The organism is Paenibacillus montanisoli (assembly GCF_003268025.1).
In the GTDB taxonomy this organism is placed as follows: domain Bacteria; phylum Bacillota; class Bacilli; order Paenibacillales; family Paenibacillaceae; genus Paenibacillus_Z; species Paenibacillus_Z montanisoli.
The window spans coordinates 916352-942059 of the sequence record NZ_QLUW01000002.1 but is presented as its reverse complement, the minus strand read 5'-3'; the positions used below and the strand labels follow the sequence as shown (position 1 = coordinate 942059).

The 25708-nt window shown below is 54.8% G+C and carries 29 protein-coding genes and 1 riboswitch; all 29 genes read left to right on the top strand.

What is annotated here, in order from left to right:
* Positions 1-150 precede the first annotated feature (150 nt).
* The 29 genes from ald to DL346_RS13650 all read left to right on the top strand — a co-directional run bounded on the left by ald (position 151) and on the right by DL346_RS13650 (position 25705).
* Positions 151-1293 (top strand): alanine dehydrogenase, encoded by a 1143-nt coding sequence (ald, locus tag DL346_RS13790; protein WP_112883114.1) that lies wholly within the window; start codon positions 151-153, stop codon positions 1291-1293.
* A gap of 126 nt (positions 1294-1419) precedes the next feature.
* Positions 1420-1653, top strand: a complete 234-nt coding sequence (locus tag DL346_RS13785; protein WP_112882674.1) for a DUF4227 family protein — start codon at positions 1420-1422, stop codon at positions 1651-1653.
* Between the two features lie 107 nt (positions 1654-1760).
* Entirely contained in the window at positions 1761-2669 is a 909-nt protein-coding gene (xerD, locus tag DL346_RS13780; RefSeq protein ID WP_112882673.1) for a site-specific tyrosine recombinase XerD, read from the top strand.
* Positions 2670-2677: 8 nt separating this feature from the next.
* Positions 2678-3853 (top strand): phosphopentomutase, encoded by a 1176-nt coding sequence (locus DL346_RS13775; protein WP_112882672.1) that lies wholly within the window; start codon positions 2678-2680, stop codon positions 3851-3853.
* Between the two features lie 30 nt (positions 3854-3883).
* Positions 3884-4708: a purine-nucleoside phosphorylase gene (locus DL346_RS13770; protein WP_112882671.1), complete on the top strand. Its 825-nt coding sequence runs from the start codon at positions 3884-3886 to the stop codon at positions 4706-4708.
* Positions 4709-4822: 114 nt separating this feature from the next.
* On the top strand, positions 4823-4996 hold the full coding sequence (locus DL346_RS13765; RefSeq protein WP_112882670.1) for an aspartyl-phosphate phosphatase Spo0E family protein: 174 nt from the start codon (positions 4823-4825) through the stop codon (positions 4994-4996).
* Positions 4997-5044: 48 nt separating this feature from the next.
* On the top strand, positions 5045-6373 hold the full coding sequence (locus DL346_RS13760; protein ID WP_112882669.1) for a pyrimidine-nucleoside phosphorylase: 1329 nt from the start codon (positions 5045-5047) through the stop codon (positions 6371-6373).
* Positions 6374-6859: 486 nt separating this feature from the next.
* The gene (locus DL346_RS13755; protein ID WP_206098517.1) at positions 6860-8053 is read left to right on the top strand and encodes a D-alanyl-D-alanine carboxypeptidase family protein; all 1194 of its coding nucleotides are present in this window, start codon (positions 6860-6862) and stop codon (positions 8051-8053) included.
* Positions 8054-8217: 164 nt separating this feature from the next.
* On the top strand, positions 8218-8571 hold the full coding sequence (gene spoIIAA, locus DL346_RS13750) for an anti-sigma F factor antagonist (RefSeq protein ID WP_112882668.1): 354 nt from the start codon (positions 8218-8220) through the stop codon (positions 8569-8571).
* Entirely contained in the window at positions 8568-9014 is a 447-nt protein-coding gene (gene spoIIAB / locus DL346_RS13745; protein WP_112882667.1) for an anti-sigma F factor, read from the top strand. The genes spoIIAA and spoIIAB overlap by 4 nt, the downstream gene beginning before the upstream one ends.
* Positions 9015-9034: 20 nt before the next feature.
* Positions 9035-9790 (top strand): RNA polymerase sporulation sigma factor SigF, encoded by a 756-nt coding sequence (sigF, locus tag DL346_RS13740; RefSeq protein ID WP_112882666.1) that lies wholly within the window; start codon positions 9035-9037, stop codon positions 9788-9790.
* Between the two features lie 130 nt (positions 9791-9920).
* Positions 9921-10595 carry a stage V sporulation protein AA gene (locus tag DL346_RS13735; protein WP_112882665.1) on the top strand — a complete coding sequence of 225 codons (675 nt, stop codon included), beginning with the start codon at positions 9921-9923 and terminating at the stop codon, positions 10593-10595.
* Positions 10588-11034: a stage V sporulation protein AB gene (locus DL346_RS13730; protein WP_112882664.1), complete on the top strand. Its 447-nt coding sequence runs from the start codon at positions 10588-10590 to the stop codon at positions 11032-11034. The genes DL346_RS13735 and DL346_RS13730 overlap by 8 nt, the downstream gene beginning before the upstream one ends.
* 32 nt (positions 11035-11066) lie before the next feature.
* Positions 11067-12827, top strand: coding sequence for a spore germination protein (locus DL346_RS13725; RefSeq protein WP_240633157.1), 1761 nt, complete (start codon positions 11067-11069; stop codon positions 12825-12827).
* Between the two features lie 134 nt (positions 12828-12961).
* Complete coding sequence (lysA, locus tag DL346_RS13720; protein ID WP_112882663.1) at positions 12962-14293, top strand: diaminopimelate decarboxylase; 1332 nt, start codon at positions 12962-12964, stop codon at positions 14291-14293.
* A 26-nt stretch (positions 14294-14319) separates the two neighbouring features.
* Positions 14320-14751, top strand: a complete 432-nt coding sequence (locus DL346_RS13715) for a peptidylprolyl isomerase (RefSeq protein WP_112882662.1) — start codon at positions 14320-14322, stop codon at positions 14749-14751.
* A gap of 128 nt (positions 14752-14879) precedes the next feature.
* Positions 14880-15061: riboswitch (FMN riboswitch) on the top strand.
* A 152-nt stretch (positions 15062-15213) separates the two neighbouring features.
* Entirely contained in the window at positions 15214-16347 is a 1134-nt protein-coding gene (gene ribD, locus DL346_RS13710) for a bifunctional diaminohydroxyphosphoribosylaminopyrimidine deaminase/5-amino-6-(5-phosphoribosylamino)uracil reductase RibD (RefSeq protein ID WP_112882661.1), read from the top strand.
* Positions 16348-16385: 38 nt separating this feature from the next.
* Entirely contained in the window at positions 16386-17078 is a 693-nt protein-coding gene (ribE, locus tag DL346_RS13705; RefSeq protein WP_112882660.1) for a riboflavin synthase, read from the top strand.
* 44 nt (positions 17079-17122) lie between these two features.
* The gene (locus tag DL346_RS13700; protein ID WP_112882659.1) at positions 17123-18343 is read left to right on the top strand and encodes a bifunctional 3,4-dihydroxy-2-butanone-4-phosphate synthase/GTP cyclohydrolase II; all 1221 of its coding nucleotides are present in this window, start codon (positions 17123-17125) and stop codon (positions 18341-18343) included.
* Positions 18344-18388: 45 nt separating this feature from the next.
* Complete coding sequence (ribH, locus tag DL346_RS13695; protein WP_112882658.1) at positions 18389-18859, top strand: 6,7-dimethyl-8-ribityllumazine synthase; 471 nt, start codon at positions 18389-18391, stop codon at positions 18857-18859.
* A gap of 31 nt (positions 18860-18890) precedes the next feature.
* On the top strand, positions 18891-19673 hold the full coding sequence (locus tag DL346_RS13690; protein ID WP_112882657.1) for a segregation and condensation protein A: 783 nt from the start codon (positions 18891-18893) through the stop codon (positions 19671-19673).
* Positions 19642-20271: an SMC-Scp complex subunit ScpB gene (gene scpB / locus DL346_RS13685; RefSeq protein ID WP_112882656.1), complete on the top strand. Its 630-nt coding sequence runs from the start codon at positions 19642-19644 to the stop codon at positions 20269-20271. Before DL346_RS13690 ends, scpB begins: the two co-directional genes overlap by 32 nt.
* Before the next feature lie 69 nt (positions 20272-20340).
* The gene (locus tag DL346_RS13680) at positions 20341-21036 is read left to right on the top strand and encodes a DUF2953 domain-containing protein (RefSeq protein ID WP_112882655.1); all 696 of its coding nucleotides are present in this window, start codon (positions 20341-20343) and stop codon (positions 21034-21036) included.
* A gap of 144 nt (positions 21037-21180) precedes the next feature.
* Positions 21181-21633 carry a GerW family sporulation protein gene (gene ytfJ, locus DL346_RS13675; protein WP_112882654.1) on the top strand — a complete coding sequence of 151 codons (453 nt, stop codon included), beginning with the start codon at positions 21181-21183 and terminating at the stop codon, positions 21631-21633.
* Positions 21634-21760: 127 nt separating this feature from the next.
* Positions 21761-23005, top strand: a complete 1245-nt coding sequence (locus DL346_RS13670; RefSeq protein WP_112882653.1) for a D-alanyl-D-alanine carboxypeptidase family protein — start codon at positions 21761-21763, stop codon at positions 23003-23005.
* Positions 22999-23679 carry a nucleoside recognition domain-containing protein gene (locus DL346_RS13665; RefSeq protein ID WP_112882652.1) on the top strand — a complete coding sequence of 227 codons (681 nt, stop codon included), beginning with the start codon at positions 22999-23001 and terminating at the stop codon, positions 23677-23679. The genes DL346_RS13670 and DL346_RS13665 overlap by 7 nt, the downstream gene beginning before the upstream one ends.
* A 37-nt stretch (positions 23680-23716) precedes the next feature.
* Entirely contained in the window at positions 23717-24208 is a 492-nt protein-coding gene (locus tag DL346_RS13660) for a spore maturation protein (protein ID WP_206098535.1), read from the top strand.
* Between the two features lie 126 nt (positions 24209-24334).
* Entirely contained in the window at positions 24335-25075 is a 741-nt protein-coding gene (locus DL346_RS13655; RefSeq protein WP_112882650.1) for a pseudouridine synthase, read from the top strand.
* 102 nt (positions 25076-25177) lie between these two features.
* Positions 25178-25705 (top strand): redoxin domain-containing protein, encoded by a 528-nt coding sequence (locus DL346_RS13650; protein WP_112882649.1) that lies wholly within the window; start codon positions 25178-25180, stop codon positions 25703-25705.
* Positions 25706-25708: the final 3 nt, after the last annotated feature.

Genomic DNA, 25708 nt, shown 5'->3' with positions numbered 1-25708 from the left:
CAGTGTATGGAGACATTCGTACAAGGGCATGGGTAGACGCTGATACGCCGGTACATATTTTCCGTACGGAGAGAGAAAGTATCAAGGAGGACTGTCAACCCGTCCTCTGCCTGCATATGAAGAATCAAGGAGACGGAGAGGGAGATGCATATGATTATCGGCGTGCCGAAGGAAATCAAAGCTAGCGAATATCGGGTTGCGCTTACCCCGGCAGGGGCGGGAATGCTGAAGGCGGCCGGACACGAGGTGCTGATTGAAAGCGGCGCCGGCGAAGGCAGCAGCTTCATGGATGACGCTTATGCGGCGGAGGGCGCAGCCATCGCCGCTACGGCCAGCGAGGTCTGGGCCAAGGCGGAAATGATTATGAAGGTGAAGGAGCCTCTTCCGGAGGAGTTCGGTTATTTCCGCGAAGGGCTGCTGCTGTTCACTTATCTGCACTTGGCGGCGGCGCCGGAGCTGACGAAAGCGCTCGTCGAGAAAGATGTTTCAGGCGTTGCGTATGAGACGATTCAAATGCCGAATGGCAGCTTGCCGCTGCTGACGCCGATGAGCGAGGTCGCCGGCAGAATGGCGGTTCAGGTCGGCTCGCAATTTTTGGAGGCGTTCTACGGCGGACGAGGCATTCTGCTTGGCGGCGTTCCCGGCGTCCCCCCGGCGGAGGTCATTATTCTAGGCGGCGGCATTGTAGGGACGAACGCGGCTAGAATCGCGCTTGGCATGGGAGCGAGCGTTGTTATATTGGAGCGCAGCGCGGATCGGATGCGTTATATCGACGAAGTCTTTAATGGACGGATCCGGACGCTGATGTCCAACCCGTACAACATTGCGTGTGCGGTAAAGAAGGCGGACCTGTTGATCGGAGCCGTTCTCATTCCAGGCGCGCGAGCACCGCATCTCGTTACCGAAGAGATGGTGAAAACGATGAAGAAGGGCGCCGTCATCGTGGACGTAGCCGTTGACCAAGGCGGCACGATTGCAACGATCGACCGCGTTACTACGCACAAGAGTCCGGTTTACGAGAAGCACGGCGTCCTTCACTATGCCGTTGCCAACATGCCTGGCGCCGTTCCGCGCACGTCGACGCTGGCGCTCACGAACGTGACCATGCCGTACGCGCTGGAGCTGGCTAACAAAGGACTGGAGGATGCGGTCAGAGCAAATGAGCCGCTGCGCAAAGGCATTAACACCTATAAAGGCCGCGTCACTCACCCGCAGGTCGCACAGGCCGTCAATATGCCTTATATCAGCATGGATCAGCTGCTGGAGAGCGTTGCCTTCGATAAATTGAGCTAGCCTGCCGCCCAGGCATGAATCGATCCCCTCTTTCATATGGTGTTGTAAAGGACAACCATAGGCCTGACCTGCGATTCGGGCGGCGGCTGTCCGTTTTTCTTCGCTTAGGAAAGGGGCTGCGTGTCGATGGTAGTATCGGTTCGCAAGTGGCTGAGACGGATCTTTTTCGTATTGCTGCTCAGTTTCTTTACGATCACGATGTACGGCGGCTGCCGGTTTATCGCGGTGTGGATTGCGCCTGAAAATCCCTATCGCGTGCCTCAGGGCCAGGCGCTGAAGGTCTTTAAGACGGAACCGTTTCAAAGCGATTCCGGCAGCATTTATGACCGGCTTAAGTTATTTTATTGGTACGGCGAATAGGGTTCGACAAAATTGGCTTCCTTTGGCAGGAGAATGGACGGCTTTGTGGAATATAGCAGGGAAACCTGCCGAAGCTGTTCATTTGTGATCCGGGAAAGGAACGACCTATGAGAGCGCATCTGCGAGCATTTATTCAGTTTTTACAAGAAGGGCGAAGACTGTCTGCCAATACGCTGTCCTCTTACGAAAGAGATTTGTCCTTGTTTCTCGATTATGCGGAGAATCAGGCCATTTCAGGCGTGGACAGCATTCAGAAGCACCACCTCTCCCTCTACATGCTTCAGCTGAAGCAGCAGGGCAGGGCGGCTGCGACTGTCTCCAGGCATATGGTATCGATTCGCGCCTTCTTTCATTATTTGATTATGGAGCGGCACGTGCAGAGCGATCCGTCCATGCATCTGAAGATGCCAAAGCAAGAGAAGCGAATCCCGAAGGTGCTGCCTATCGATGACGTGGAGAAGCTGCTTGCCGCGCCCGATTCCGGCACGAATGCCGGCATCCGCGATCTTGCTATGCTGGAGGTACTCTATGCAACGGGAATCCGCGTATCGGAACTCATTTCATTAGATGCTGAACATGTCAATTTGCCTATGGGCTTTATCCGTTGTATCGGTTCTGCGGCCAAGGAAAGGATTATTCCGATTGGCGCTGTCGCCAAAGAAGCGCTGACCGTCTACTTGGAGAAGGTTCGGGAGAAGCTTAGGAGCGACGGCGAACCGGCCTTGTTCGTCAATCAGCAAGGATCGCGCATGACCAGACAGGGCTTTTGGAAAATTATGAAGAAATACACAGCGGAGGCGGGCATCGAAGGAGACATCACCCCGCATACGATACGTCATTCCTTCGCCGCGCATTTGCTCGAGAACGGCGCAGACCTGCGCTCCGTTCAAGAGATGCTGGGACATGCCGACATTTCAACGACCCAGGTCTACGTGCAGGTGACGAAGCCGCGCATTAAGGAAATGTACAACCTGGCGCATCCGCGGGCTAGAAGTAAACCTATGAATTCGGAGTGATTAAAGGTATGAAGTTTGACCGCATCGCAGTTATCGTGCTTGACAGCGTCGGCATCGGCGAGCTGCCGGACGCCCCGTCCTTCGGGGATGCCGGTTCTCACACGCTCGGGCATATTTTGCAGGAGGTTCCGCAGCTGCAGCTGCCGCATCTTCGCAGCTGGGGGCTTGACCGCATCGCAGAGCTCGGCAGCTGGAAGCCGGAAGGGGAGGCGCTCGCCTACTACGGGAAAATGGCTGAGGTGTCCGTCGGGAAAGATACGATGACCGGACACTGGGAAATCGCCGGGCTGAAAGTAACGGTGCCGTTTCGGACGTTCCCGGACGGTTTCCCCGCCGAGCTGCTGGAGGCATTTGAAGATCGAACCGGCCGCGGCGTGCTCGGCAATAAATCGGCCAGCGGCACGGAAATTATGGACGAGCTGGGTGAAGAACAGCTGCGCACCGGCAAATGGATCGTCTATACCAGCGCGGACAGCGTCTTTCAGATCGCGGCCAATGAAGAAATCATTCCGCTGGAGGAGCTTTACCGCGCCTGCGAAATTGCCCGGGAGCTTACGCTGGACGAGCGTTATGCGGTAGGGAGGGTTATCGCGAGGCCGTTCGTCGGCAAGCCCGGCTCCTTCAAGCGCACGCCGAACCGGCATGATTATGCCGTAAAGCCGCCTGCGCCGACCGTGCTCAACGCGATGAAGGACGGCGGCTTCGACGTCATCGCAGTCGGGAAGATCGATGATATTTTTGTCGGCGAAGGCATAACGGAGGCGCTGCACACGAAGAGCAACGACGATGGCGTGGAGAAAACGATCGCTGCGTTAGATCGTCCGTTCAAAGGGCTGCTCTTCACGAATCTTGTCGATTTCGATTCGCTGTACGGCCATCGCCGCGATCCGCAGGGTTATGCCGGCGCGCTCGAAGCGTTCGACCGGAGCATACCGGAGCTGACGAAACGGCTTGGCGATCGGGATCTGCTAATAGTTACGGCTGACCATGGCAACGATCCGACCTATTCAGGTACCGATCATACTCGGGAATACGTGCCTCTATTGGCGTTCGGGCCGTCGTTTAAGTCGCCTGGCTCGCTCGGGGTCCGTTCCACGTTCGCGGATGTGGCGGCAACCATCGCCGACAATTTTGGCGTTAAACGTCCGGACAACGGCGAGTCGTTTCTGGATCAGCTCGTATAAGTCTTAATCCCATTTACAGGAGGTTCGTCGATGAACAATCTTAAAGCATCCCATATTCAAGAAGCAGCAGCCTATATCAATTCGAAAATCGCGATAAAACCGGAGGTCGGCCTCATTATGGGCTCCGGGCTTGGCATTCTTGGCGATCACATCGAAGAGGCGGTTACGATTCCGTATGATGAAATTCCGCACTTTCCGCTATCGACGGTTGAAGGCCATGCGGGCGAGCTGATGATCGGCAAGCTGTCCGGCCGTCCGGTTGTCTTGATGCGCGGCAGGTTCCACCTGTACGAAGGCTATGGACCGGATTTGACCGCCTTTCCGGTGCGCGTCATGAAAGCGATCGGCGCTTCGAAGCTCGTCGTCACGAATGCCGCCGGCGGCGTCAACACCAGCTATAACCCGGGCGATCTGATGCTCATCAGCGACCATATCAATTTCCAAGGCCGCAACCCGCTTGTCGGACCAAACGACAAGGAGCTTGGCGCCCGTTTTCCGGATATGTCGCAGCCGTACAGCAAACGTTTGCGCGAGCTTGCGAGAGGCGTTGCCGCGGAGCAAGGGTTCTCGCTGCAAGAAGGCGTTTATATCGCCGTGCTCGGACCGTCTTACGAAACGCCTGCGGAAATTCGCATGATGCGTATTTTAGGCGCGGATGCCGTCGGGATGTCGACCGTTTCCGAGGTGATCGCGGCCAGCCATTCCGGCATGGAAGTTCTCGGCATTAGCTGCATCAGCAACATGGCTTCGGGCATTTTGGATCAGCCGCTGTCGCATGATGAGGTGATGGAAACGACGGAGCGCGTGAAAACCCAGTTCCTTGGTCTCGTAAAAGGGGTTATTTCGTTGTTGTAGGTTGTAACAAAATTGTAACAAATGCCTCGACTGATTGTGACATTCTTTTGTCCGCTTGTCGTCGTATAATGTCCGTGACTGAAAGTACACTATAAAAGTGGGGATTGGAATTTCATGGACAATCATAGTTATCGCCGCCTGGAACGACTCCGCGGGCAATTAGTTGACGCTGCGATGAGAAAGGATTCGTTTCTGGACCGGGACGTCATCCAGCTTTCCCAAACGCTTGACCAGTTGATCGTCAAGGTGCAGACAGAAAAGACCAAGGCTTTGAGTGCCAGGCGATGATCCGGGGCCGTTTACAGATATGGTGAATACATAAGGAGGCTCATCCGCTTGCGAGCAGTCGATATCATCCACAAGAAACGAAATGGCGGCGCCTTGTCGAAGGACGAGCTGTCATTTCTTATAAAAGGCTATTGCCAAGGCGACATCCCTGATTATCAGCTCTCGGCCTGGGCAATGGCTGTTTTTTTTCGCGGCATGAACGCGGAGGAAACGGCTAATTTAACCATGGCGATGGCGGAGTCGGGCGATCAAGTCGATTTGTCCCCGATTCACGGCATTAAGGTCGATAAACACAGCACCGGCGGCGTCGGCGATAAAACAAGTCTGATTATCGGCCCGCTTGTCGCTTCCTGCGGCGTTCCTGTAGCGAAGATGTCCGGCCGGGGCCTTGGACATACGGGCGGTACCATCGACAAAATGGAGGCTATGGCAGGCTTCCGCACCGAGCTGACTCGGGACGAGTTCATCGCGCAAGTGAATGACATCGGGCTGGCGATTGTCGGTCAGAGCGGCAACATGACGCCTGCCGACAAGAAGCTGTACGCGCTTCGCGATGTAACCGCAACCGTGGAATCCATTCCGCTTATAGCGAGCTCCGTAATGAGCAAAAAGATTGCAGCCGGCGCGGATGCCATCGTGCTCGATGTGAAAACAGGCAGCGGCGCTTTCATGAAGACGCTGGAGGATTCCGAGAAGCTGGCCAAGGCGATGGTCGAGATCGGAACGGAGGTTGGCCGACAGACGGCGGCGCTCATCAGCGACATGGATCAACCGCTCGGCTACGCGATCGGCAATGCGCTCGAGGTGCAGGAGGCGATCGACACGCTGCATGGCAAAGGACCGGAGGATCTGACAACGCTCTGCTTGGCGCTCAGCTCGCACATGGTGGTGCTGGGCGGGCGGGCAGGCAGCCTGGCGGAAGCGGATGCGATGCTGCGTGACCGGTTGTATTCCGGTGCAGCGCTGGAGAAGTTTAAGGTGTTCGTAGCGGCGCAGGGCGGTAACCCGGCCGTAGCGGATGATCCGTCGCTGCTGCCGCAGGCACCTCTCGTGCTCGAGGTGCCGTCCGAGGCGGACGGCTATGTAGCGGCCATCCAAGCCGAGGAGCTGGGGCTTGCGGCGATGCTGCTTGGCGCCGGCCGCGCGACGAAGGAGTCGGTCATCGACTATGCCGTAGGCGTTGTGCTGCAGCGTAAAGTCGGCGATCACGTGCGGAAAGGCGAAACGCTTGCGCTGCTTCATGTACGCGAGGACAACGCATCCGTCCGCGACGTCATTCGGCGCGTGCAAAGCGCGTACACGTTCAGCGGCGAGCCCGTGTCGCCTTCGCCGCTGCTATTGTCCGTCGTGACGGAGCAGGGCGTGCAGCGGTTTTAAACAGGTGTTTTTGAAAGAGGCTGAACAGGGCTGATGTCCTGTTCGGTCTTTTTTTGTTTGACAGATCGCATGGAGCGCCCAGAAAGCACTACATCTGCTCTATTGGAGGAGAAAACGACGTAAGTAGTGCCCTGTGAGCACTACATTGGCTCGATTTACGCGAAAACGACGTAAGTAGTGCCCTGTGAGCACTACATTGGCTCGATTTACGCGAAAACGATGCAAGAGGTGCCCTGAGTGCACTACATTGGCTCGATTTACGCGGAAACGACGCAAGAGGTGCCCTGAGAGCACTACATTGGATCGATTTACGCGGAAACGACGTAAGAGGTGTCCTGTGAGTACTACATCTGTTTCCCCACCGTTTTCATTTTCAATGAAAAAATTGGAATATTTTGCACGCCACTAGTCCACAATAGGAATGAGATATTAGCCGAGTTGCGGCCTTGCTTTGCCGCGGGCATCTTTTCAGGAGGAGAACAATCGATGAACAGCAAATGGAAGCAAATGCTCGCCGCAAGTATAACGGCGATATTCGTTCTGACAGCACCGGCCGCAGCTTGGGCCAAAGAAGGAGCCGCTCCGAATGCGGGACAGGCCGCAAGCGCAGCGGATTTGGCGCCGTCCGCACGATCCGCGATTCTGATGGATGCGGACAGCGGTACGATCATTTACGAGAAAAACAGCCATGCCGCCTTGCCGCCGGCCAGCATCACGAAAGTCATGACGATGCTGCTCATTATGGAATCGCTGGATGAAGGCCGCATCAAGCTGACGGATAAAGTATCCACGAGCGAATATGCCGCTTCTATGGGAGGTTCGCAGATCTTTTTGGAGCCGGGCGAGCAGATGAGCGTGGAAGAGATGCTGAAGGGCATCGCGCTTGCCTCCGGCAACGACGCATCCGTCGCGATGGCTGAAAAAATCGCCGGCACCGAAGCGGCATTCGTCGACATGATGAATAAACGCGCGCAGGAGCTCGGCTTGAAGAATACCCATTTTGCCAATTGCAACGGGCTTCCGGCAACCGATCATTACTCCTCGGCGCATGACATCGCCATCATGTCGAGAGAGCTGCTGAAGCATAGCGAAATTACGAAATATACCGGCCTTTACCAGGATTACCTGCGCAAATCGAGCGAGAAGCCGTTCTGGCTCGTCAATACGAACAAGCTGGTCCGCTTCTATACGGGTGCCGACGGGCTGAAAACCGGTTTTACGAGCGAAGCGAAATTTTGCTTGACCGCAACTGCACGCCGGGACAACCTTCGCGTAATCGCCGTCGTCATGGGCGAGCCGAATACGAAGACACGCAACGCCGAAGTTTCCCAAATGTTCGATTATTCGTTCGCGCAATATATGAACCACACGATCTTCAAGAAGGGCGACCAGATGGGCGTCGTTTCGGTCGAAAAAGGCGTCTTGCCGAAGCTTCAGCTGACGGCGAAGCATTCCTACAGCGTTCTGCTCAAGAAAGGCAGCTCCGTGAAAGACATCCGCTATGAGCTGCAGCTTCAGCCGCTGAAAGCGCCGATTACGATCAACGAGCCGATCGGCAAGCTGATTGTGTTCCAGGGCGATCAGGTGCTGACCGAGTTTGCGGTCGATTCCCCTGCATCGGTCAAACGTGCCGGCTGGTGGACCTTGTTCAAGCGGTCTTGCGGCAGTTTGTTCAGCTAGAAAGTTGATGGTTTTTGTCTGCTCTTAGCGCTCTGCTTCTAGTTTTGTCGGGTGGCAGGAAAAGAAAGCCAAGGCGTAGAATTGCTTGTTCAACACTAACCTATCCGAGTGTTCCGAGGATAGCTTGTGCTCCGAAAAATTGAAGTTTAGGAGTGAACAAGAGTATGAGCCTTCAGGTTGAACTAGAGCATTACCGTGATGTACTCATCGTCAGACTGCGGGGCGAGCTTGATCACCATACCGCGGATGTTGTCCGTTTCAAGATGGAAGAAGCGATATTGCACGGCAACAGCGCCCATGTCATTCTCAGCCTGAAAGACCTGTTGTTTATGGACAGCTCAGGACTTGGCGTGATTCTCGGCCGGTACAAACAGTTGAAAGCCAAAGGCGGCAAAATGGTCGTATGCGACGTGAACCAAAGCGTCTACCGGCTGTTCGAGCTGTCTGGTTTGTTCAAAATATTGCCGATTCACGAGAACGAGCGGCTCGCGCTCACAAGTTTGGAGGTCGTTTCATGAACGGTAGAAACGAGATGACACTTTCATTCTCCGCACGTTCGGAAAATGAAGCGTTCGCGCGTGTTGCGGTTGCCGCGTTCGTATCCCAGCTGGACCCGACGATGGATGAGCTGAATGATTTGAAGACGGCCATCTCCGAGGCAGTGACCAATGCGATTATTCACGGCTATGACAGCGATCCGAGCGGTATGGTAACGATCGAGGGCGTTATCGAAGGCGATGTCGTGAAGCTTACGGTGAGAGACAAGGGCAGAGGCATTGAGGACTTGGAGCTTGCGCGCCAGCCTCTGTACACCTCTAAACCGAATATGGAGCGTTCCGGGATGGGCTTTACCATCATGGAAAATTTCATGGACGGCTTCGACGTGTGCAGCGAGCCGGGCCAAGGGACGTCTATTGCGATGACGAAGCGCATCGAATCGAAAAAAGCGCTTTTTAATTAGGCGCATAGGGGTTGGACCGCATGGAAGTCGATATGAAACAAACGGCGCAGCCTTATTTGGATGATTCCGAGGTCAAGCGGCTCATTGCGCTAAGTCAATCGGGAGACACGCTCGCGCGCGACACGCTCGTGCAATGCAACATCCGGCTTGTTTGGTCCGTTGTTCAGCGGTTTATGGGCCGGGGCTACGAGCCGGAAGATTTGTTCCAGATCGGCTGTATCGGCTTGCTCAAGTCAGTCGATAAATTCGATCTTTCCTATGAGGTGAAGTTCTCGACCTATGCCGTCCCGATGATTATTGGCGAAATTCAGCGTTTTCTTCGGGACGACGGCACGCTCAAAGTGAGCCGTTCGCTTAAGGAAACCGCGAATAAGGTGCGCAAGACCAAGGACGAGCTGTCCAAGGTGCTTGGCCGTCTTCCGACGATCAAAGAGGTGGCGGACCACCTCGGCATCACGCCCGAGGACGTCGTCTTCGCCCAGGAAGCGAACAAGCCGCCAACGTCCATTCATGAGACGGTGTTCGAGAACGACGGTGATCCCATTACGCTGATGGATCAAATCGCCGACGATTCGCAGGAGCGCTGGTTCGATAAGCTTGCGTTGAACGAAGCGATCGGCGGGTTATCGGAGCGGGAGCGGCTCATCGTATTTCTCCGGTATTACCGTGACCAGACCCAATCGGAGGTCGCGGCCCGGCTGGGCATCTCACAGGTGCAGGTATCTCGGCTGGAGAAAAAAATATTGCAGCTCATACGCAATCAAATTGCGCAGTGAACGTTCATGCGAAAAAGCCAAATTGTCCCTCGGGGCGATTTGGCTTTTTTTGCTGTGTTTGCTCTGTTTATCCTTGCGCTCCTTTAATCATACTAACAAGGAAATCATGACTGCAAGGGGGGAGTGCCGCATGAGCTCCAATATGCCATCCAGTCTTCATTTGCGGCTGCGAAAGCGCATAGGCATCAAACCCGGAGAACATATCACTTTAGGTCGGGCAGCTCGATTATTTGCCAGCAACCCCGAGACGGAGAAGCGGCTGTCGGCGTTAGTGCTTCACCGCCACACCCAGAAGGACGGCAATCGGGTTGTCATCGATTTGCTCCAGATCGTGAAGCTGGTCCGAGAAGCGGAACCGGAGATTGTCATTGACACCTACGGTGACCAAGAGGTGCTCGTCATTGTCGCGGATGCGCCGAAAAAGCCAAGGCTCGCGCTGCTCCTCACCACGTGGCTGCTGCTGTTTTTCGGCTCCGGGCTCGCGATCATGAATTTCCATACCGATGTCAGCATGAAGGAGGTCCATGTGCGGATCACGGAGCTGGTCACCGGCAAGAAGACGAAGCATCCGCTCTGGTTTCAGGTCCCGTATTCCGTTGGGATCGGTGTCGGCATGCTAATTTTTTTCAACCATCTGTTCCGCAAACGATTCAATGAGGAGCCCAATCCGCTGGAGGTTGAGCTGTATATGTACGAGGAAAATGTCAACGCCTATGTGATCGCCGACGAAATGCGCAAGAAAACGGCATCCGGCGGGACGGCAGAGGTACAGAAGCGGCCGGAAGCGGAGACAAGCGATGGCTAGAACGTACGCTGCGAACCTATTTGTCGCGATACTCGGCTTTGCCGGCGGTCTCGGCGTAGGCAGTGCGCTCGTCGCGCTCTTGATTGTGCTGGACCTCATTCCGAGATTGGCGCAAATTGCCTACGCGTACCGCAAATCCATCTGGTTTGAAACGGCTGTCGTGAGCGGGGCGGTTTTCTGGTCGTTTGCGGATTTTCTGGAGTTTCGCTTTTGGCTGCCGAAATGGCTGACATTGCCATTGATCGGAACATTCGACGGCATTTTTGTCGGCATGCTCGGCGCTGCCTTGACCGAAGTGATGAATGTGCTGCCGATCCTGGCAAAGCGTTTGCGGCTCAGCAATTATTTGGTCAGCCTGGTCTATGCTATGGTGCTTGGGAAAGTGACGGGGTCCTTGTTTGATTGGCTCGTGTTTCAGTGGATGGATGACGGATCGTAACAAATCTATGCTGAGGAAAGGATCGAGAAGCGATGAGCGAACGTGAGCATGGCAAAGACAATCATCCGGAATCGGGATTTAAGAAGCCCGTTCATGTTTTTTGGTACGACAGTGAAGGAATATTGAAGAACACGCCGGAGATCGATGATGCTGATTTGGAATCCGAGATGATTCTAAGCGCTGATGCCGGCTTGGAGGCGGGCGCGGGAGCGGGGCAGGAGGCGGAGGAGTACGAAGACATCCGAATCTCCGAATTCCCTCACGATGAGGATCAGCAGCCGATTATGGGACACCGCAAGCAGCCTAGCAAAGAGAATGAGAAGCCGAAGGTGCCGATCCCGCTTCAAATGGAAGCCTACCTGCAGAAGCTGGAGGAAGAGCTCGGCTATAAGAAAAGCTTTGATGTGGTCGTGCGCGAAATGACCTACGCCAACAAGCGGGTATCGTTCTTATTCATGAACGGCTTCGCCCATGGAACGATGCTGACCGAGGTGTTAAAGCGGCTGACCTACCTGCAGACCGACGATCTTTCCTCGCATGTCATGCATGACTTTCTCGATCTTTATGTGCCTGCCATTCAAGTGGCGCAGGAGTCGGATTGGGATAGAATGATGTCGGCTGTTCTGGCCGGCGGTACTGCGATGTATATCGAAGGGGAACCGATTGTGCTCATCATCGACGCAAAGGCTTTTCCTGCCAGGAGTCCGGATGAGCCGTCACTCGAACGTGTCGTCCGCGGCGCACGGGACGGTTTCGTGGAAACGATGCTCGTCAACGTAACCTTAGTCCGCCGCCGGCTGCGCGACAAGCAGCTCCGTTACGAAATCATGCGTGTAGGTGAACGTACGCAGACCGATGTATGTATTGCCTATATCGACGATATCGTCGATAAAGAGATGCTGAAGGGCATTAAAGATAAGATCAGAGCGATCAAGCTGGACGGTCTGCCGCTTGCCGATAAACAGCTGGAGGAAGCGACGGTGAAGCGCGGATGGAACCCGTATCCGCTCGTGAGGTATTCCGAGCGACCAGATACGGTGGCTGTTCACCTAATGGAGGGCCATATCGCTTTATTCGTGGATACGACACCGAGCGTTATCATATTGCCGACGTCCTTCTTCAATCTCGTCCAGCACGCGGAAGAGAATCGGCAGTCGCCCTTTATTGGTACGTATCTGCGTTGGGTCCGATTTTTCGGCATTGCAGCATCCTTGTTCTTGCTTCCGTTGTGGTTTTTGTTTACACTCAAACCGGAGCTCAAACCGCCTGCACTGGATTTCATCGGCGCGCAGAAGGCCGGGCGGATCCCAATGGTGGTACAGTTTCTGCTGGCGGAGATCGGGGTCGATTTGATGCGGATGGCGGCGATTCATACGCCGAGCCCGCTGGCAACCGCAATGGCGCTGATATCCGCGATATTGATCGGTGATATCGCGGTCAAAACGGGACTGTTCGTCAATGAGGTCATTCTGTACATGGCGATCGCCTCAATCGGAATGTTTGCAACGCCAAGCTATGAACTTGGTCTCGCCAATCGGATCGTACGGCTTTTACTGATCGTCGCCGTGGCCGTGTTTAAAGTTCCCGGATTCATGATCGCGACTACGGTCGTGTTCATTATGCTGGTCAAGGAGCGTTCCTTCAACAGACCTTATATGTGGCCGCTGATTCCGTTTGACCTGCGGGGCCTCATGAGCATCCTCTTCCGTGTGCCGGTTTTATCGAACCGTACTCGGCCGAATCTGCTCAAGCCGCAGCAGCGTGACCGGATGCCGAACGGGAAGCATCGCTGATGCTGGTTTGCAATAAATGCAAATGAAATGTGGATTTATCCATTTCGGCCATTGACGAAAAGCGCTATACTGATGTTAAATGGTGCAAAACATAATGATTGGGAAACTCATGGGAGAATATGGAGGGCAATTGAATGTACTTACACGGTACCAGCAAAATCAACGCACAAGGCCATCTTGAAATCGGCGGCTGCGACACGGCCGATCTGGCGGCACAATTCGGAACACCTCTTTACATCGTCGACGAGGCGCTCGTTCGCCAAAGAGCGCGTGAGTACGTAGAATCTTTCCGTGCTTCCGGTTTGAAATTCCAAGTAGCTTATGCAAGCAAAGCATTCAGCGTTATGGCGATGTGCGCCATCGCCGAGCAGGAAGGGCTGTCCCTTGACGTCGTTTCCGACGGCGAGCTGTATACGGCGCTTAAAGCCGGCTTCCCGGCTGCACGCATCCACTTCCACGGCAACAACAAAACGCCGGAAGAGATCAACATGGCGCTTGACGCGAACATCGGCTGCTTCGTAGTCGACAACTTCGATGAAATGCACCTTCTGAACGCGCTGGCAGGCGACAAAGGCAAGAAAGTTAACGTACTGCTTCGCATCACGCCTGGCGTGGAAGCACATACGCATGAATATATCTCGACTGGTCAAACCGATTCCAAATTCGGCTTCGACCTGGGCAACGGCACAGCTTATAAAGCCATCCAAGAAGCGGATGCGCAACCGAATCTTGAGCTGCTTGGCGTTCACTCGCATATCGGCTCGCAAATTTTCGAGGTCGAAGGCTTCCAGATGGCTGTAGATAAAGTAGCAGGCTTCGCGGTACAAGTTCGCGAAGAGCTGAACATTACGTTCCGCGTCATCAATCTTGGCGGCGGCTTCGGCATCCGCTACGTGGAGGGCGATACGCCGCTTCCGATCTCGCAATACGTGAAGGCGATCACCGATTCCATCAAAACAAACTTCTCGAACGCGGGCTATCCGCTTCCTGAGATTTGGGTTGAGCCGGGCCGCAGCATGGTCGGCGATGCAGGTACAACGTTGTACACGATCGGGACAAGCAAAGAGATTCCGGGCGTGCGCAAGTACATTGCCGTTGACGGCGGCATGACGGACAATCCGCGTCCGGCTCTGTACGAGTCGAAATACGAAGCGATTCTTGCCAACCGCGCTAATGCTCCGCTCGAAGAAACGGTTACGGTTGCGGGCAAATGCTGCGAGAGCGGCGATAAATTGATTATCGATCTTGAGCTGCCTAAATCGGAAAGCGGCGACTTGCTTGCTGTATTCTGCACGGGAGCGTACAATTATGCTATGGCGAGCAATTACAACCGCATTCGCCGTCCGGCAGTCGTCTTCGTTAAAGACGGCGCGGCTGACCTAGCTGTCAAACGGGAGTCGCTTGACGATATCATCGGCAATGACGTCATTCCTGCGCGCATGCAGCAAACGTCGGCTGCTAAATAATTGTGTTTTGAGGAGGCAGCAATTCAATGGCAAAGCAAGCATTCATTACAATGGAGAACGGCGCCGAAGTCGTTCTTGACCTCTTCGACAAGGATGCGCCGAACACGGTTGCAAACTTCGAGAAGCTGGCGAACGAAGGCTTCTATAACGGTCTGACGTTCCACCGCGTCATTCCGGGTTTCGTAGCGCAAGGAGGTTGCCCGAACGGGACAGGCACTGGCGGTCCCGGTTACCAAATCAACTGCGAAATCAACCCGAACAAGCATGAGCGCGGATCGCTCGCAATGGCGCATGCCGGCCGCAACACCGGCGGCAGCCAATTCTACATCGCGTACCAGCCGCAGCCGCACCTGGACGGCCAACATACCGTTTTCGGCAAAGTGGCAAAAGGCATGGAGCATATCGATGCCTTCAAAGGCCGCGACAAAATGAGCAAGGTTGAAGTAAAAGAACTGTAAGACAAGGAACCCGCAAATCGGTGAACCTGCACCGGTTTGCGGGTTTTCTTCTAGCTGTCCGGTTAATGCCTACAAAACAAGTTGCAATTTCCATGGTGAAATGGTAACATTTCTTCAAAGTATTTGCGTTATTCCTTCGGGGTAGGGTGAAATTCCCAACCGGCGGTGATCAAAGGGGGCGCTAAGCCCGCTTTGTCAGTCCGTGACCCGATTCGCATTGGTGTAGCGCCGAGAGGCGTACGGCATGCGAAGCGGTGGACCTGGTGCAAATCCGGGACCGACAGTACAGTCTGGATGGGAGAAGGAGATTTTGCGCGAATTCCATTTTTTCATGTCTCGCCAACTTTGTTCTTTTTTTCACATTGTTGCTGAGTCTGTTTGAATGTGTCTTCGTATGCGTCCCTTTCATGATTCATGCACCCATCACCCCGTTGGCTGACTGCCGAGGGGTGATTTTTTATTATGTCGATTGCAATCCTAAACGATGAAATGTACATGCGGCTGGCACTGGATATGGCTTCTAAGGCACAAGGGCAGACGGAGATCAATCCGGTCGTCGGCTGCGTCGTTGTCAAGGAAGGCCGCATCGTCGGTCTCGGCGCCCATCTTCGGCGCGGTGAAGGCCATGCCGAGGTTCATGCATTGAAGATGGCTGGCGAGCAGGCGGAGGGCGCGACGGTCTATGTGACGCTGGAGCCTTGCAGCCATCACGGGAGAACGCCTCCCTGCTGCGAACGGATTATAGAGGCGAAGGCGGCACGGGTCGTCGTCGCCTGCACAGATCCGAACCCGCAGGTCGCCGGCCGCGGAATCGAGAGGATCAGACAGGCGGGCATTGCCGTCGACGTAGGTCTGCTAGGCGAAGAGTCGATGCGGATGAACGAAATGTTCAACAAATACATCGTTACGAAGCTGCCGTTCGTCACGATGAAATCGGCAATGACGCTCGACGGGAAGCTGGCGGCAAAAACAGGCGACAGCCGGTACGTGAGCGGTCCGGCGGCAAGAGAGCTGACGCATTCGCTGCGTCACCGCCACATGGGCATCATGATCGGCGTTGAAACGGCGCTCGCGGACGATCCGGAGCTGACGACACGGCTATCCGTGCCGGCTGTTCATCCCGTCCGCATTATCGTGGACTCATCCTTGCGGCTGCCCCCGCAAGCCCGAATGCTCCAAGACCGTACGTCCCGCGTTATCGTGCTGACGACTGCCGGCGCTGATGAAGCGAAGCGAAACGCGCTCACGGAAGCCGGTGCAGAAGTGCTAGCTTGCGGCGCTGGAACCCGAGTCGACTTGAAGCTTGCGATGCAGGAGCTGGGCGTGCGCGAAATCGGCTCCATTCTGCTCGAGGGCGGCGGGAAGCTGAACGGTGCGATGCTGGAGCTTGGACTCATTGATAAGGTCATGATCTTCGTTGCCCCGAAGGTGATCGGCGGGACCGACGCACCAGGTGTTTTTCAATTCGGCGGCTTCGAGAAGATGTCTGATGCCATCCCGCTCCGCGAGATGTCGGTCGAGCAGGTTGGCAGCGACATTCTGATCAGCGGATACTTTCGCAGCCCTTTCGGCGACCACTCCGGTGGAGCCGAGTAAACGTGCGAAAGGGCTAGGGGAGAGGAGGAGAGAATGGAATGTTTACCGGACTTATCGAAGAGATCGGCACGTTGAAGAAGGCTCACAAGCAAGGCGAGGCCATGGTGCTAACCATAGAAGCGCCGCATGTGCTTAAGGATGCCGCGATCGGCGACAGCATCGCCGTCAACGGGGTTTGCTTGACGGTGACTGAGCTGCACGGCTCTTCCGTCTTCACGGTCGATGTCATGCCGCAAACGTTTCGCCATACGAACTTGAGGGATATCCGCCCGGGCGAGCGGGTGAACCTGGAGCGCGCCATGAAGGCGGGCGGGCGCTTCGGCGGCCATATCGTGCAAGGCCATGTCGACGGCACGGGCGAAGTGCTTGCGAGGGAGAACGATGTCAACGCGGTCGTATTTACCATCAGGCCGAACGACGTCGGCCTGATGCGTTATATCATCCCGCAAGGCTCCATCACGCTCGATGGCATCAGTCTTACGGTCGTACACGCAAGCGATGCGAGCTTTTCCGTCTCCATCATTCCGCATACGCTCCGCGAGACGGCGCTGCAGGTCAAGCAAGCGGGCAGCGTCATCAATGTGGAGTGCGATGTGCTCGGCAAATATGTAGACCATCTGCTTCATTTTAGAGGTGCCGGGCCAGGCGTCGACAGCAGCGGAGGCGGGAGATCCGCCCCGGCTAAGAGCGGCATTACGGCAGCGTTTCTGGCGGAGAACGGCTTTTTCTAACCGGCAGGAATGCGGATAATCCTTAACGAGGAGAGTGAGAGACGATGAATAGCCAAGCGTTTGATACGATCGAGGAAGCGATCTATGATTTGATCCTGGGCAAAGCGGTCATTGTCGTCGATGACGAGGATCGGGAAAACGAAGGCGATCTGATCGCACTGGCCAGCAAAGCGACGCCCGAGATCATCAACTTCATGATAACGGAAGCCCGCGGCCTCGTCTGCGTGCCGATTACGGCAGATCGAGCCGAGGAGCTCGATCTGCCGCCGATGGTGCAGCGCAATACCGATTACCACGGTACGGCGTTTACGGTGTCCGTCGACCATGTTTCGACGACGACAGGCATCTCTGCGTATGAACGGTCGCAAACGATCCAAGCGCTGATCGATCCGAATACGAAAGCGGATGATTTCCGGCGTCCGGGTCACATTTTCCCGCTGATCGCCAAGAAAGGCGGAGTTTTGCGCCGGGCCGGCCACACGGAGGCGGCAATCGATCTGGCCCGCATGTGCGGCTCCGCGCCGGCAGCGGTCATTTGCGAAATCATTAAAGAAGACGGCTCGATGGCTCGTCTGCCCGATTTGATTGAGTTCAAAGAGAAGCATGGCTTGAAGCTGATTTCCATTCAAGAGATGATCCACTACCGCAATGAGAAAGAGAAATTGGTGGAGCGCGTTGTCGATGTGAAGATGCCGACCGATTTTGGCGTATTCCGCGCGGTTGCCTACACGAATGAAGTCGACAACAAGGAGCATGTCGCTTTCGTGAAAGGCGAAATCGATCCCGCGCAGCCGACGCTCGTGCGCGTTCATTCCGAATGCTTAACCGGCGACGTCTTCCATTCGCACCGGTGCGATTGCGGCCCTCAGCTGGAGGCGGCGCTAAGACAGATCAACGAAGCCGGCAAAGGCGTTCTGCTCTACATGCGCCAGGAAGGCCGCGGCATCGGTCTTATTAACAAATTGAAAGCTTATCAGCTTCAGGAGCAGGGATTGGATACGGTCGACGCGAATATTAAACTGGGCTTTAAGCCCGATTTGCGCGATTATGGCATAGGCGCTCAAATTTTGAAGGATCTTGGCATCCGCAAAATGCGCCTGCTGACGAACAATCCGCGCAAGATCCGCGGTTTGGAAGGCTACGGAATCGAGGTTGTCGAGCGCGTGCCGATTCAAATGGACGCCAACGAAAGCAACAACAACTATTTGCATACCAAGAAATCAAAGCTCGGCCATCTGCTGAAGTTTGATGATATGCCGCAATAACTAACTTCCCTTGCCAGCAAGGACTACCGAAAGGATGAATAATCAATGCCTCGAGTATTTGAAGGTCACTTAATTTCCGAAGGATTACGATATGGAGTCGTCGTTGGACGGTTCAACGAGTTTATTTCCAGCAAGCTGCTCGGCGGCGCGCTTGACGCCTTTAAGCGCCATGGCGCAGCCGACAGCGAAGTGGACGTCGCGTGGGTGCCGGGCGCATTCGAAATCCCGCTGATCGCGCAAAAATTGGCGGAGAGCGGCAAATACGACGCCGTTATTACGCTCGGCGCCGTTATCCGGGGGTCAACGCCTCACTTCGACTATGTGTGCAATGAAGCTGCGAAAGGCGTTGCCGCGATTGGCCTGAAAACGGGCGTACCGACGATTTTCGGCGTCCTCACCGTAGATTCCATCGAGCAGGCTATCGAGCGCGCAGGGACGAAAGCCGGCAACAAAGGCTGGGAAGCGGCAGTAACGGCTATCGAAATGGCGAACCTAACGAAAGTGCTTCAAGGTTAAGAATACATCGATGTAGGAGTTGGCTCTCACCATGGCGGTGACGTATAAGCTGGAAACGTTCGAAGGACCGCTCGATCTTCTGCTTCATCTAATCGATAAGGCGGAAATCGACATTCACGAGGTGTCCATCAGCGAAATTACGGATCAATATATGGACTACTTGAATGCGATGCAAGAGCTTGAGCTGGAGGTAACGAGTGAGTTTCTCGTTATGGCGGCCACTCTGCTGTCCATCAAGAGCAAACAGCTGCTTCCGAAGCCGCCTGTCATTGAGGACGAGTATTACGATGATTGGTCCGATGAAGGGCTGGATCCCCGTGACGAGCTCATCGCAAAGCTGATCGAGTACCGGAAATACAAGCAAATTGCCGAACAGCTGCGCGAGCAGGAGTTCGAGCGGAGCTTGGTTTATACGAAGGAGCCGGAGGACCTGACCCCTTTCATGAAAGCCGTTCCGGAAAATCCCGTGAAAGGGCTGAATGTTTCCGATTTGATCGCGGCATTCCAGAAGGCGCTCCGCAAAGCGGCAAGAAGGAATGTCGTCGCGACCATTCAGCGGGACGAAATCTCGGTCAAGGACCGCATACGCGATATTATCGAGGTGCTGCGCGAGAACGAAACGGTCCGCTTCTCCAAGCTGATCCGTGAAGACATGAGCCGGCACGAGGTGGTCGTAACCTTCCTGGCACTGCTCGAGCTGATGAAGATGAAGCATATCCGCTGCTATCAGCACAGCCTGTTTGAAGATATCGTTGTGCATTGGAGAGGAGAAGCAGTCGAAGGTGGATTTCTCGAAACTGAAGTTGATTATTGAGGGTTTGCTATTCATGGCCGGGGATGAGGGGCTGACGCCAAAGCAGCTGTCCGACATCCTTGAGCTCGATGCGGCTGTTGCCTCGGATATCGTAAAAGATTTGACGAAGGAATTGAAAAGCAAGAAGCGAGGCATCCAGGTGTCCTTCGTTGCGGGCGCATACCGGCTTACGACGAATCCTGCGCATGCCGCCTATTTCGAGCGGATGGCTCATTCGCCGACACGGTCAAGCTTGTCGCAAGCAGCACTGGAGACGTTGTCTATCGTTGCCTACCGGCAACCGATTACGCGGGTCGAGATTGAAGAAATCCGCGGCGTGAAGAGCGACAGGGCCATTCAATCGCTAGTAAATAAAGATTTGATCGAGGAAGTGGGCCGTGCTGAACAGATCGGGCGGCCGATTCTATACGGGACGACGAAGTCCTTCCTCGATTATTTCGGGCTCGCCGGGCTGGATGCGCTGCCGGAGCCGTCTGCTGTCACTGTCGATTCGTTGGATGAGCATACCGAGGCGCTCTTCGAGAAGCTTGAAAACCGTCAATTGACGATCGAGGAGATGCCGGAACCGCTCTTTGAAGAAAGCGCGAATGAAGAGTAAGAAAAGAATGAGATTTGTCCGCAAGGTCATACTATATCCGACCAAATTAGGGAAACGGGGGAAATCGCCATGCTTGGCTACCCGCTCGGATGGATGATCGGGGCAGGTCTCTTTTTTTTGCTTTTGCTGATTATAATGCTGTCTCCCGTCGTGATAAAGGGACATATGAAGCGAATCGGAACCGACGACGACGCCGAGCTGCGCATCCGTGCGCTGCTAGGGCTTATTCATTACCATTGGCAGCTGCCGGTAATGCGGTTCAAAGGCATGAGTGTCGAATTGAAGAAAGAAATGACCGCGGAAAATGCGGGCGGCGGCAGCAGCGACGTGAAAATGCAGCGCATGGACGCTCAGACCATCATGCGCTCCATTGACATGACGCAAATGATGCTGAAGCATACGGACGATTTGCTCGGTTGGGTTCGCAAAACGTTGAACCATATTCAGCTAACGGAGCTGCGCTGGAAAACGGCGGTCGGAACGGACGATGCCATGTGGACCGCGATGCTGACAGGCATGGTGTGGTCGGTGAAAACGACAGCGCTTGGCATTATCTCCCAGCTGGTAAGGCTGACGGCGGAACCGAATCTGACCGTCGAGCCGGTGTATCAGAAAACGTATTTCGCTACGGAAGGCCAATTTACGGCTAAGGTCTCCTTCGGTTATGCGATCATCGCGATCATGCTGCTGTTCATCCGCATAAAGCGGGCAAAGGGGGTTCCCGGCGGGATGATCGGCCTGCAGCGCATTTTGCTTCGCGGTTGATTAGGGCCTCATTACATAATGAGGTTGTCCGGGGTGAACCGCATTATGACTCACAGCTTAATTACATAATGAGGTTCAACCGGGGGAACGATATGAACGGCAAGGTACAGCTGACGATTTTGAACCAAGGAGGACGTAATTAAGATGGCAGACCATCCGATTCAAGGCTTAATGCAAACGGCAATGGAAAACATTAAAGAAATGGTCGACGTAAACACGATCGTCGGCGATCCGGTCCAGACGCCGGACGGCAGCGTCATCATGCCGATTTCAAAAGTAGGATTCGGCTTTGTCGCCGGCGGAAGCGATATCCGATTTGACGAACATAAGCAGGGGGATGCGCACAATGCCTCGGTGCAGCTGCCTTTCGGCGGCGGCAGCGGCGGCGGCGTCTCCATTACGCCGATCGCCTTTCTGGTTGTAGGCACGCACGGCGTTCGTGTCGTACCGCTCGACAACCAAACGCATTTGATTGAGCGCGTAATCGATTCTGCGCCTCAGGTTTTCGATAAAATTCAAACCATGTTCAAAAAAAGCTCGCAAAGCAGTGACAGCGGACTGGAATCAGTCCTCATCGAAAGTATGGATGGCCACTAATTGCATCTGGAACCGTCCCTGCGGGGCGGTTTCTTTTTTTTAGGGACGGGCCAGTATATCTCCTGTCCCGGTTCATATACTGGTACAAGACCATGCTCTTGTCCTTATGTTTCGAAGGAGGAAATGTATGAGGTTCAGGTTTACCCGCAATCTTTGCCGGCTGTTTGCCGGATTTGCCGCGGCCCTGCTTCTTCTGCCTTTGGTAGTTCCAGCGGCATCGGCATCGGCTCTGCAAGCTCCTGCGGCAGCAGAAGACGAGAAGGAAACCGTCGCTACACATGCCAAAGCCGCGGCGCTTATCGATGTCGAGTCCGGACGGATCCTTTACAGCCATGCCGGGGACAAGCCGATGCTAATTGCCAGCTTGACGAAGATTATGACTGCCATCGTCGCCATCGAGCACGGGAATTTGTCCGATATGGTCAAGACGAGCAAGCGGGCCGCCGGCAAAGAAGGGTCCTCCATTTATTTGCGCCTCGGCGAGGAAATGAGTCTGCATAATATGCTTTACGGACTGATGCTCAGGTCGGGCAACGACGCGGCAACGGCCATTGCCGAGCACGTCGGGGGCTCGGAGGAAGGCTTCGTCCACATGATGAATGAGAAGGCGCAAATGCTGGGACTTTCGAATTCGCAATTCATGAATCCAAGCGGGCTGGATGCGGAAGGCCACTACTCGTCAGCGAATGATCTGGCTAGATTAACGGCTTACGCTCTGAAAAACCCGGTGTTTAAAGAAATCGTAAAGACCAAGGAGAAGAAGGCGCCGAATCCGATCGAAGAATGGGACTATCAGTGGCGCAACAAAAATAAAATGCTGGCCATGTACGAAGGCGCTGACGGCGTAAAGACCGGGTATACGAAGAAATCGCTGCGGACGCTGGTTACCTCCGCAACGCGTAACGGCCAGCAGCTTGTAGCGGTTACGCTCAACGACGGCGATGATTGGAATGATCACCGGAAGCTGCTTGATTATGGCTTTAGGAACTATCACCTGAGCGAAATCGCTCATAAAGGCCAGCCGATTAACGGTTATGCACTGGCTGTCGGACGGACGCTGCGCTATCCGTTTGCCGAAGGAGAGAAGGAGCAGCTGCGTTCGAGACTGACGCTGCTGGATGCCCGAACAACCGCTTATTTGCTGGGCGAGCGCGGCAGCCTGGAATGGTTTATAGGCGAAACTAAGATAGGCTCTACTCCGGTCTATGAGCCCCAAAGCCAGCGGATCAAGCTGCCGGAGAAGCCGGCATGGTTTATCGGCGATAACCGGGTACGCTCCGCTTATTCCAGTTTGTCGTCGGTGTCCTTTCGCAGGGCGCTGACGGTCACATTATCGACCTTGTTTGGTGGGAAGGAGGCCGGGGGATGGTAAATTTCATTTGGCTCTTCTTTATTGCGGTCAGTTTCATTGCGGCAATCGTGAACGGCCGAATGGAAGCCTTGACGGAAGCGGCCTTTGAAGGAGCCAAGAGCGGCGTCACGGTGAGCTTCGGCTTGATCAGCGTCATGGTGTTTTGGCTCGGCTTGATGCGCATCGGAGAAGATGCCGGACTGCTTCGCAAAATCGCCGTGCTGCTTCAGCCGGCTGTACGGTTTCTCTTCCCGGACGTGCCGAAGGGCCATCCCGCCCTCGGCTACATAATGAGCAACATGAGTGCCAACATACTGGGGCTAGGGAATGCGGCGACGCCGATGGGCATTAAAGCGATGCAGGAGCTGCAAAAGCTGAATCCGGAAAAGGAGACGGCATCCGCGGCAATGTGTACCTTGCTCGCCCTCAATACGTCGAGCATCACGCTCGTACCTACGACGCTGATTGCGATTCGGATGACCTACAGCTCCGCTCACCCTGCGGAAATCGTCGGCACGACGCTCGCGGCGACGCTGATCGCGACGGCCGCCGCAATTGCCGCCGACCGCTGGTACCGCAGTCGGTACAAGAACAAGCCGCCAAAATGGAAGGACCGCGACACGGCAGCGACGAACAGCAGCAGAGGCGAGCCCCCGGCCATAGACGGTCAAGGGAAGGGTGAGGCCGTTGTATGAATGGATAACGGCCGTTTCCGCTTGGATCATTCCGTTTATGATTGTGTTTATTCCCTTATACGCTGCGTATAAGCGCGTACCGGTTTATGAAACGTTTATTGAAGGCGCGAAAGACGGCTTCGGCACCGCGATTAACATCATTCCCCATCTGGTCGGCATGATGGTCGCGATCAGCATGTTCCGGGCATCCGGCGCGATGGATATGATGGCGGCCCTCATTCGTCCGCTGTTCGATGGATTGGGGATTCCAAGCGAGGTGCTTCCGCTCGGCTTGCTCAGGCCGTTGACCGGAGCAGGCTCGCTAGCTTTCACGACGGAGCTTATCAAGACCTATGGGCCTGATTCAATGATCGGCCGGATCGCTTCGACGATTCAAGGCAGCACCGACACGACGCTTTACGTGCTGACGGTGTATTTCGGCGCTGTAGGCATCAGGCGAAGCAAGTATGCGCTTAAAGTAGGGTTGTTTTCCGATTTCGTCGGTTTTTTTGCAGCTATCATCATTTGCTTATTAGTATTCGGATCGTAAAACAAACCCTTTACAGCCCCCGTGCGCTGCATGCCGATAACCCGGCCGTCAGCCTCGGGGGCTTCTTTGCGCTGTACTTTCTTTCCACCTGGCATTTAGGGTATGATGGTGGGTGAGGTGAAATCATTGGAACGTTTACAGAAAATATTGGCGCAGGCCGGCGTGGCGTCGCGCCGCAAATGCGAGGAACTCATCCTGGCGGGCAAAGTTCAAGTCAATGATGAGACGGTAACAACATTAGGAGTCAAAGCAGATCCGGCGGTAGATGTCATCACGGTGAATGGCCGCCGCATTCAGAGCGAAAGCAAGCTCTATCTGATGCTGCATAAGCCGAAAGGCGTTATTACGAGCGCGAACGATCCGCAAGGCCGCAAGATCGTATCGGACTATCTCCCAGGCATTAAAGAGAGGGTCTATCCGGTCGGCCGATTGGACTATGATACGGAAGGGCTTCTGCTGCTTACGAATGATGGAGAGTTCGCCAATTTGCTGACGCATCCGAGCCATCACGTACCTAAGACGTACTGGGCGACGGTGAAAGGCATCCCGCACGGCACGGCGCTTGAAAGGCTGCAGCAGGGGATTTTGCTGGAGGACGGGATGACGGCTCCCGCGGAGGTCGAGTATCATGACGTCGATACGGAGAAGAATCAAGCGACGATCACGATTACGATATACGAAGGCCGCAACAGGCAGGTAAGACGGATGTTCGATGCCATTAACCATCCGGTGCTGCTGCTTCGCCGGGTCCGTTTCGGCGAGCTGGGACTGCACGGTTTGGCGCGTGGAAAGTTCCGCCATTTGACTCCGAAGGAAGTGCAGGAACTGCGCGCCGCGGCTGTCAAGACACATAAAATTCAAAAATAATGAAAGGCGGCAGCCTCATTCGCCGCCCTATTTTCGTTATAATGATACTATCCCATTCCAGCTTTAATGGCATCATTAGAATAGGCGGTGAGTACCCCAATTATGAAATCGAACCGCAGACTGATTCAATTGGTCATCTTCCTTGGCGTCCTGGTTCTTGGCGGCTATGCGATCGGCAATGCGCTGTTCGCCTCGAAGGACGGTTTGCCCCGCAAAGGCTCGGAGCCGCCGGATTTCGCGCTGCTCGATATGAACGGCAAGACGCACCGTCTGGCGGATTATAAAGGCAAGGCGCTTGTCATCAACTTCTGGGGAACCTATTGCCCGGGCTGCGTGTACGAAACGCCGGATCTGGTCAAGCAGTACGAGAAGCATAAGGATAAGCCGTTTGAGGTCGTTGGCATCAACCTTGGCGAAGATAAGTTGACCATCAACAATTTTGTGAAGCAGTTTGACGTCAGCTATACGATTTTGCAAAACGAGAACAACGATGTACAGCGGAAGTACGGATTGAAGTCGTATCCCACTACCTTCTTCGTGAAGCCGGACGGAACGATACTGGACATCTTCGTCGGACCGATGGCTGAAGCGGACATGGACAAGCGCATCGAGAAGCTGCTGGCGTCCTAGTCG

What these genes read in the sequence shown, in the direction of transcription:
- ald (WP_112883114.1), top strand. Translation starts at nt 151, where the DNA reads ATGATTATCGGCGTGCCGAAGGAAATCAAAGCTAGCGAATATCGGGTT.
- DL346_RS13785 (WP_112882674.1), top strand. Translation starts at nt 1,420, where the DNA reads ATGGTAGTATCGGTTCGCAAGTGGCTGAGACGGATCTTTTTCGTATTG.
- xerD (WP_112882673.1), top strand. Translation starts at nt 1,761, where the DNA reads ATGAGAGCGCATCTGCGAGCATTTATTCAGTTTTTACAAGAAGGGCGA.
- DL346_RS13775 (WP_112882672.1), top strand. Translation starts at nt 2,678, where the DNA reads ATGAAGTTTGACCGCATCGCAGTTATCGTGCTTGACAGCGTCGGCATC.
- DL346_RS13770 (WP_112882671.1), top strand. Translation starts at nt 3,884, where the DNA reads ATGAACAATCTTAAAGCATCCCATATTCAAGAAGCAGCAGCCTATATC.
- DL346_RS13765 (WP_112882670.1), top strand. Translation starts at nt 4,823, where the DNA reads ATGGACAATCATAGTTATCGCCGCCTGGAACGACTCCGCGGGCAATTA.
- DL346_RS13755 (WP_206098517.1), top strand. Translation starts at nt 6,860, where the DNA reads ATGAACAGCAAATGGAAGCAAATGCTCGCCGCAAGTATAACGGCGATA.
- spoIIAA (WP_112882668.1), top strand. Translation starts at nt 8,218, where the DNA reads ATGAGCCTTCAGGTTGAACTAGAGCATTACCGTGATGTACTCATCGTC.
- spoIIAB (WP_112882667.1), top strand. Translation starts at nt 8,568, where the DNA reads ATGAACGGTAGAAACGAGATGACACTTTCATTCTCCGCACGTTCGGAA.
- sigF (WP_112882666.1), top strand. Translation starts at nt 9,035, where the DNA reads ATGGAAGTCGATATGAAACAAACGGCGCAGCCTTATTTGGATGATTCC.
- DL346_RS13735 (WP_112882665.1), top strand. Translation starts at nt 9,921, where the DNA reads ATGAGCTCCAATATGCCATCCAGTCTTCATTTGCGGCTGCGAAAGCGC.
- DL346_RS13730 (WP_112882664.1), top strand. Translation starts at nt 10,588, where the DNA reads ATGGCTAGAACGTACGCTGCGAACCTATTTGTCGCGATACTCGGCTTT.
- DL346_RS13725 (WP_240633157.1), top strand. Translation starts at nt 11,067, where the DNA reads ATGAGCGAACGTGAGCATGGCAAAGACAATCATCCGGAATCGGGATTT.
- lysA (WP_112882663.1), top strand. Translation starts at nt 12,962, where the DNA reads ATGTACTTACACGGTACCAGCAAAATCAACGCACAAGGCCATCTTGAA.
- DL346_RS13715 (WP_112882662.1), top strand. Translation starts at nt 14,320, where the DNA reads ATGGCAAAGCAAGCATTCATTACAATGGAGAACGGCGCCGAAGTCGTT.
- ribD (WP_112882661.1), top strand. Translation starts at nt 15,214, where the DNA reads ATGTCGATTGCAATCCTAAACGATGAAATGTACATGCGGCTGGCACTG.
- ribE (WP_112882660.1), top strand. Translation starts at nt 16,386, where the DNA reads ATGTTTACCGGACTTATCGAAGAGATCGGCACGTTGAAGAAGGCTCAC.
- DL346_RS13700 (WP_112882659.1), top strand. Translation starts at nt 17,123, where the DNA reads ATGAATAGCCAAGCGTTTGATACGATCGAGGAAGCGATCTATGATTTG.
- ribH (WP_112882658.1), top strand. Translation starts at nt 18,389, where the DNA reads ATGCCTCGAGTATTTGAAGGTCACTTAATTTCCGAAGGATTACGATAT.
- DL346_RS13690 (WP_112882657.1), top strand. Translation starts at nt 18,891, where the DNA reads ATGGCGGTGACGTATAAGCTGGAAACGTTCGAAGGACCGCTCGATCTT.
- DL346_RS13680 (WP_112882655.1), top strand. Translation starts at nt 20,341, where the DNA reads ATGCTTGGCTACCCGCTCGGATGGATGATCGGGGCAGGTCTCTTTTTT.
- ytfJ (WP_112882654.1), top strand. Translation starts at nt 21,181, where the DNA reads ATGGCAGACCATCCGATTCAAGGCTTAATGCAAACGGCAATGGAAAAC.
- DL346_RS13670 (WP_112882653.1), top strand. Translation starts at nt 21,761, where the DNA reads ATGAGGTTCAGGTTTACCCGCAATCTTTGCCGGCTGTTTGCCGGATTT.
- DL346_RS13665 (WP_112882652.1), top strand. Translation starts at nt 22,999, where the DNA reads ATGGTAAATTTCATTTGGCTCTTCTTTATTGCGGTCAGTTTCATTGCG.
- DL346_RS13660 (WP_206098535.1), top strand. Translation starts at nt 23,717, where the DNA reads ATGATTGTGTTTATTCCCTTATACGCTGCGTATAAGCGCGTACCGGTT.
- DL346_RS13650 (WP_112882649.1), top strand. Translation starts at nt 25,178, where the DNA reads ATGAAATCGAACCGCAGACTGATTCAATTGGTCATCTTCCTTGGCGTC.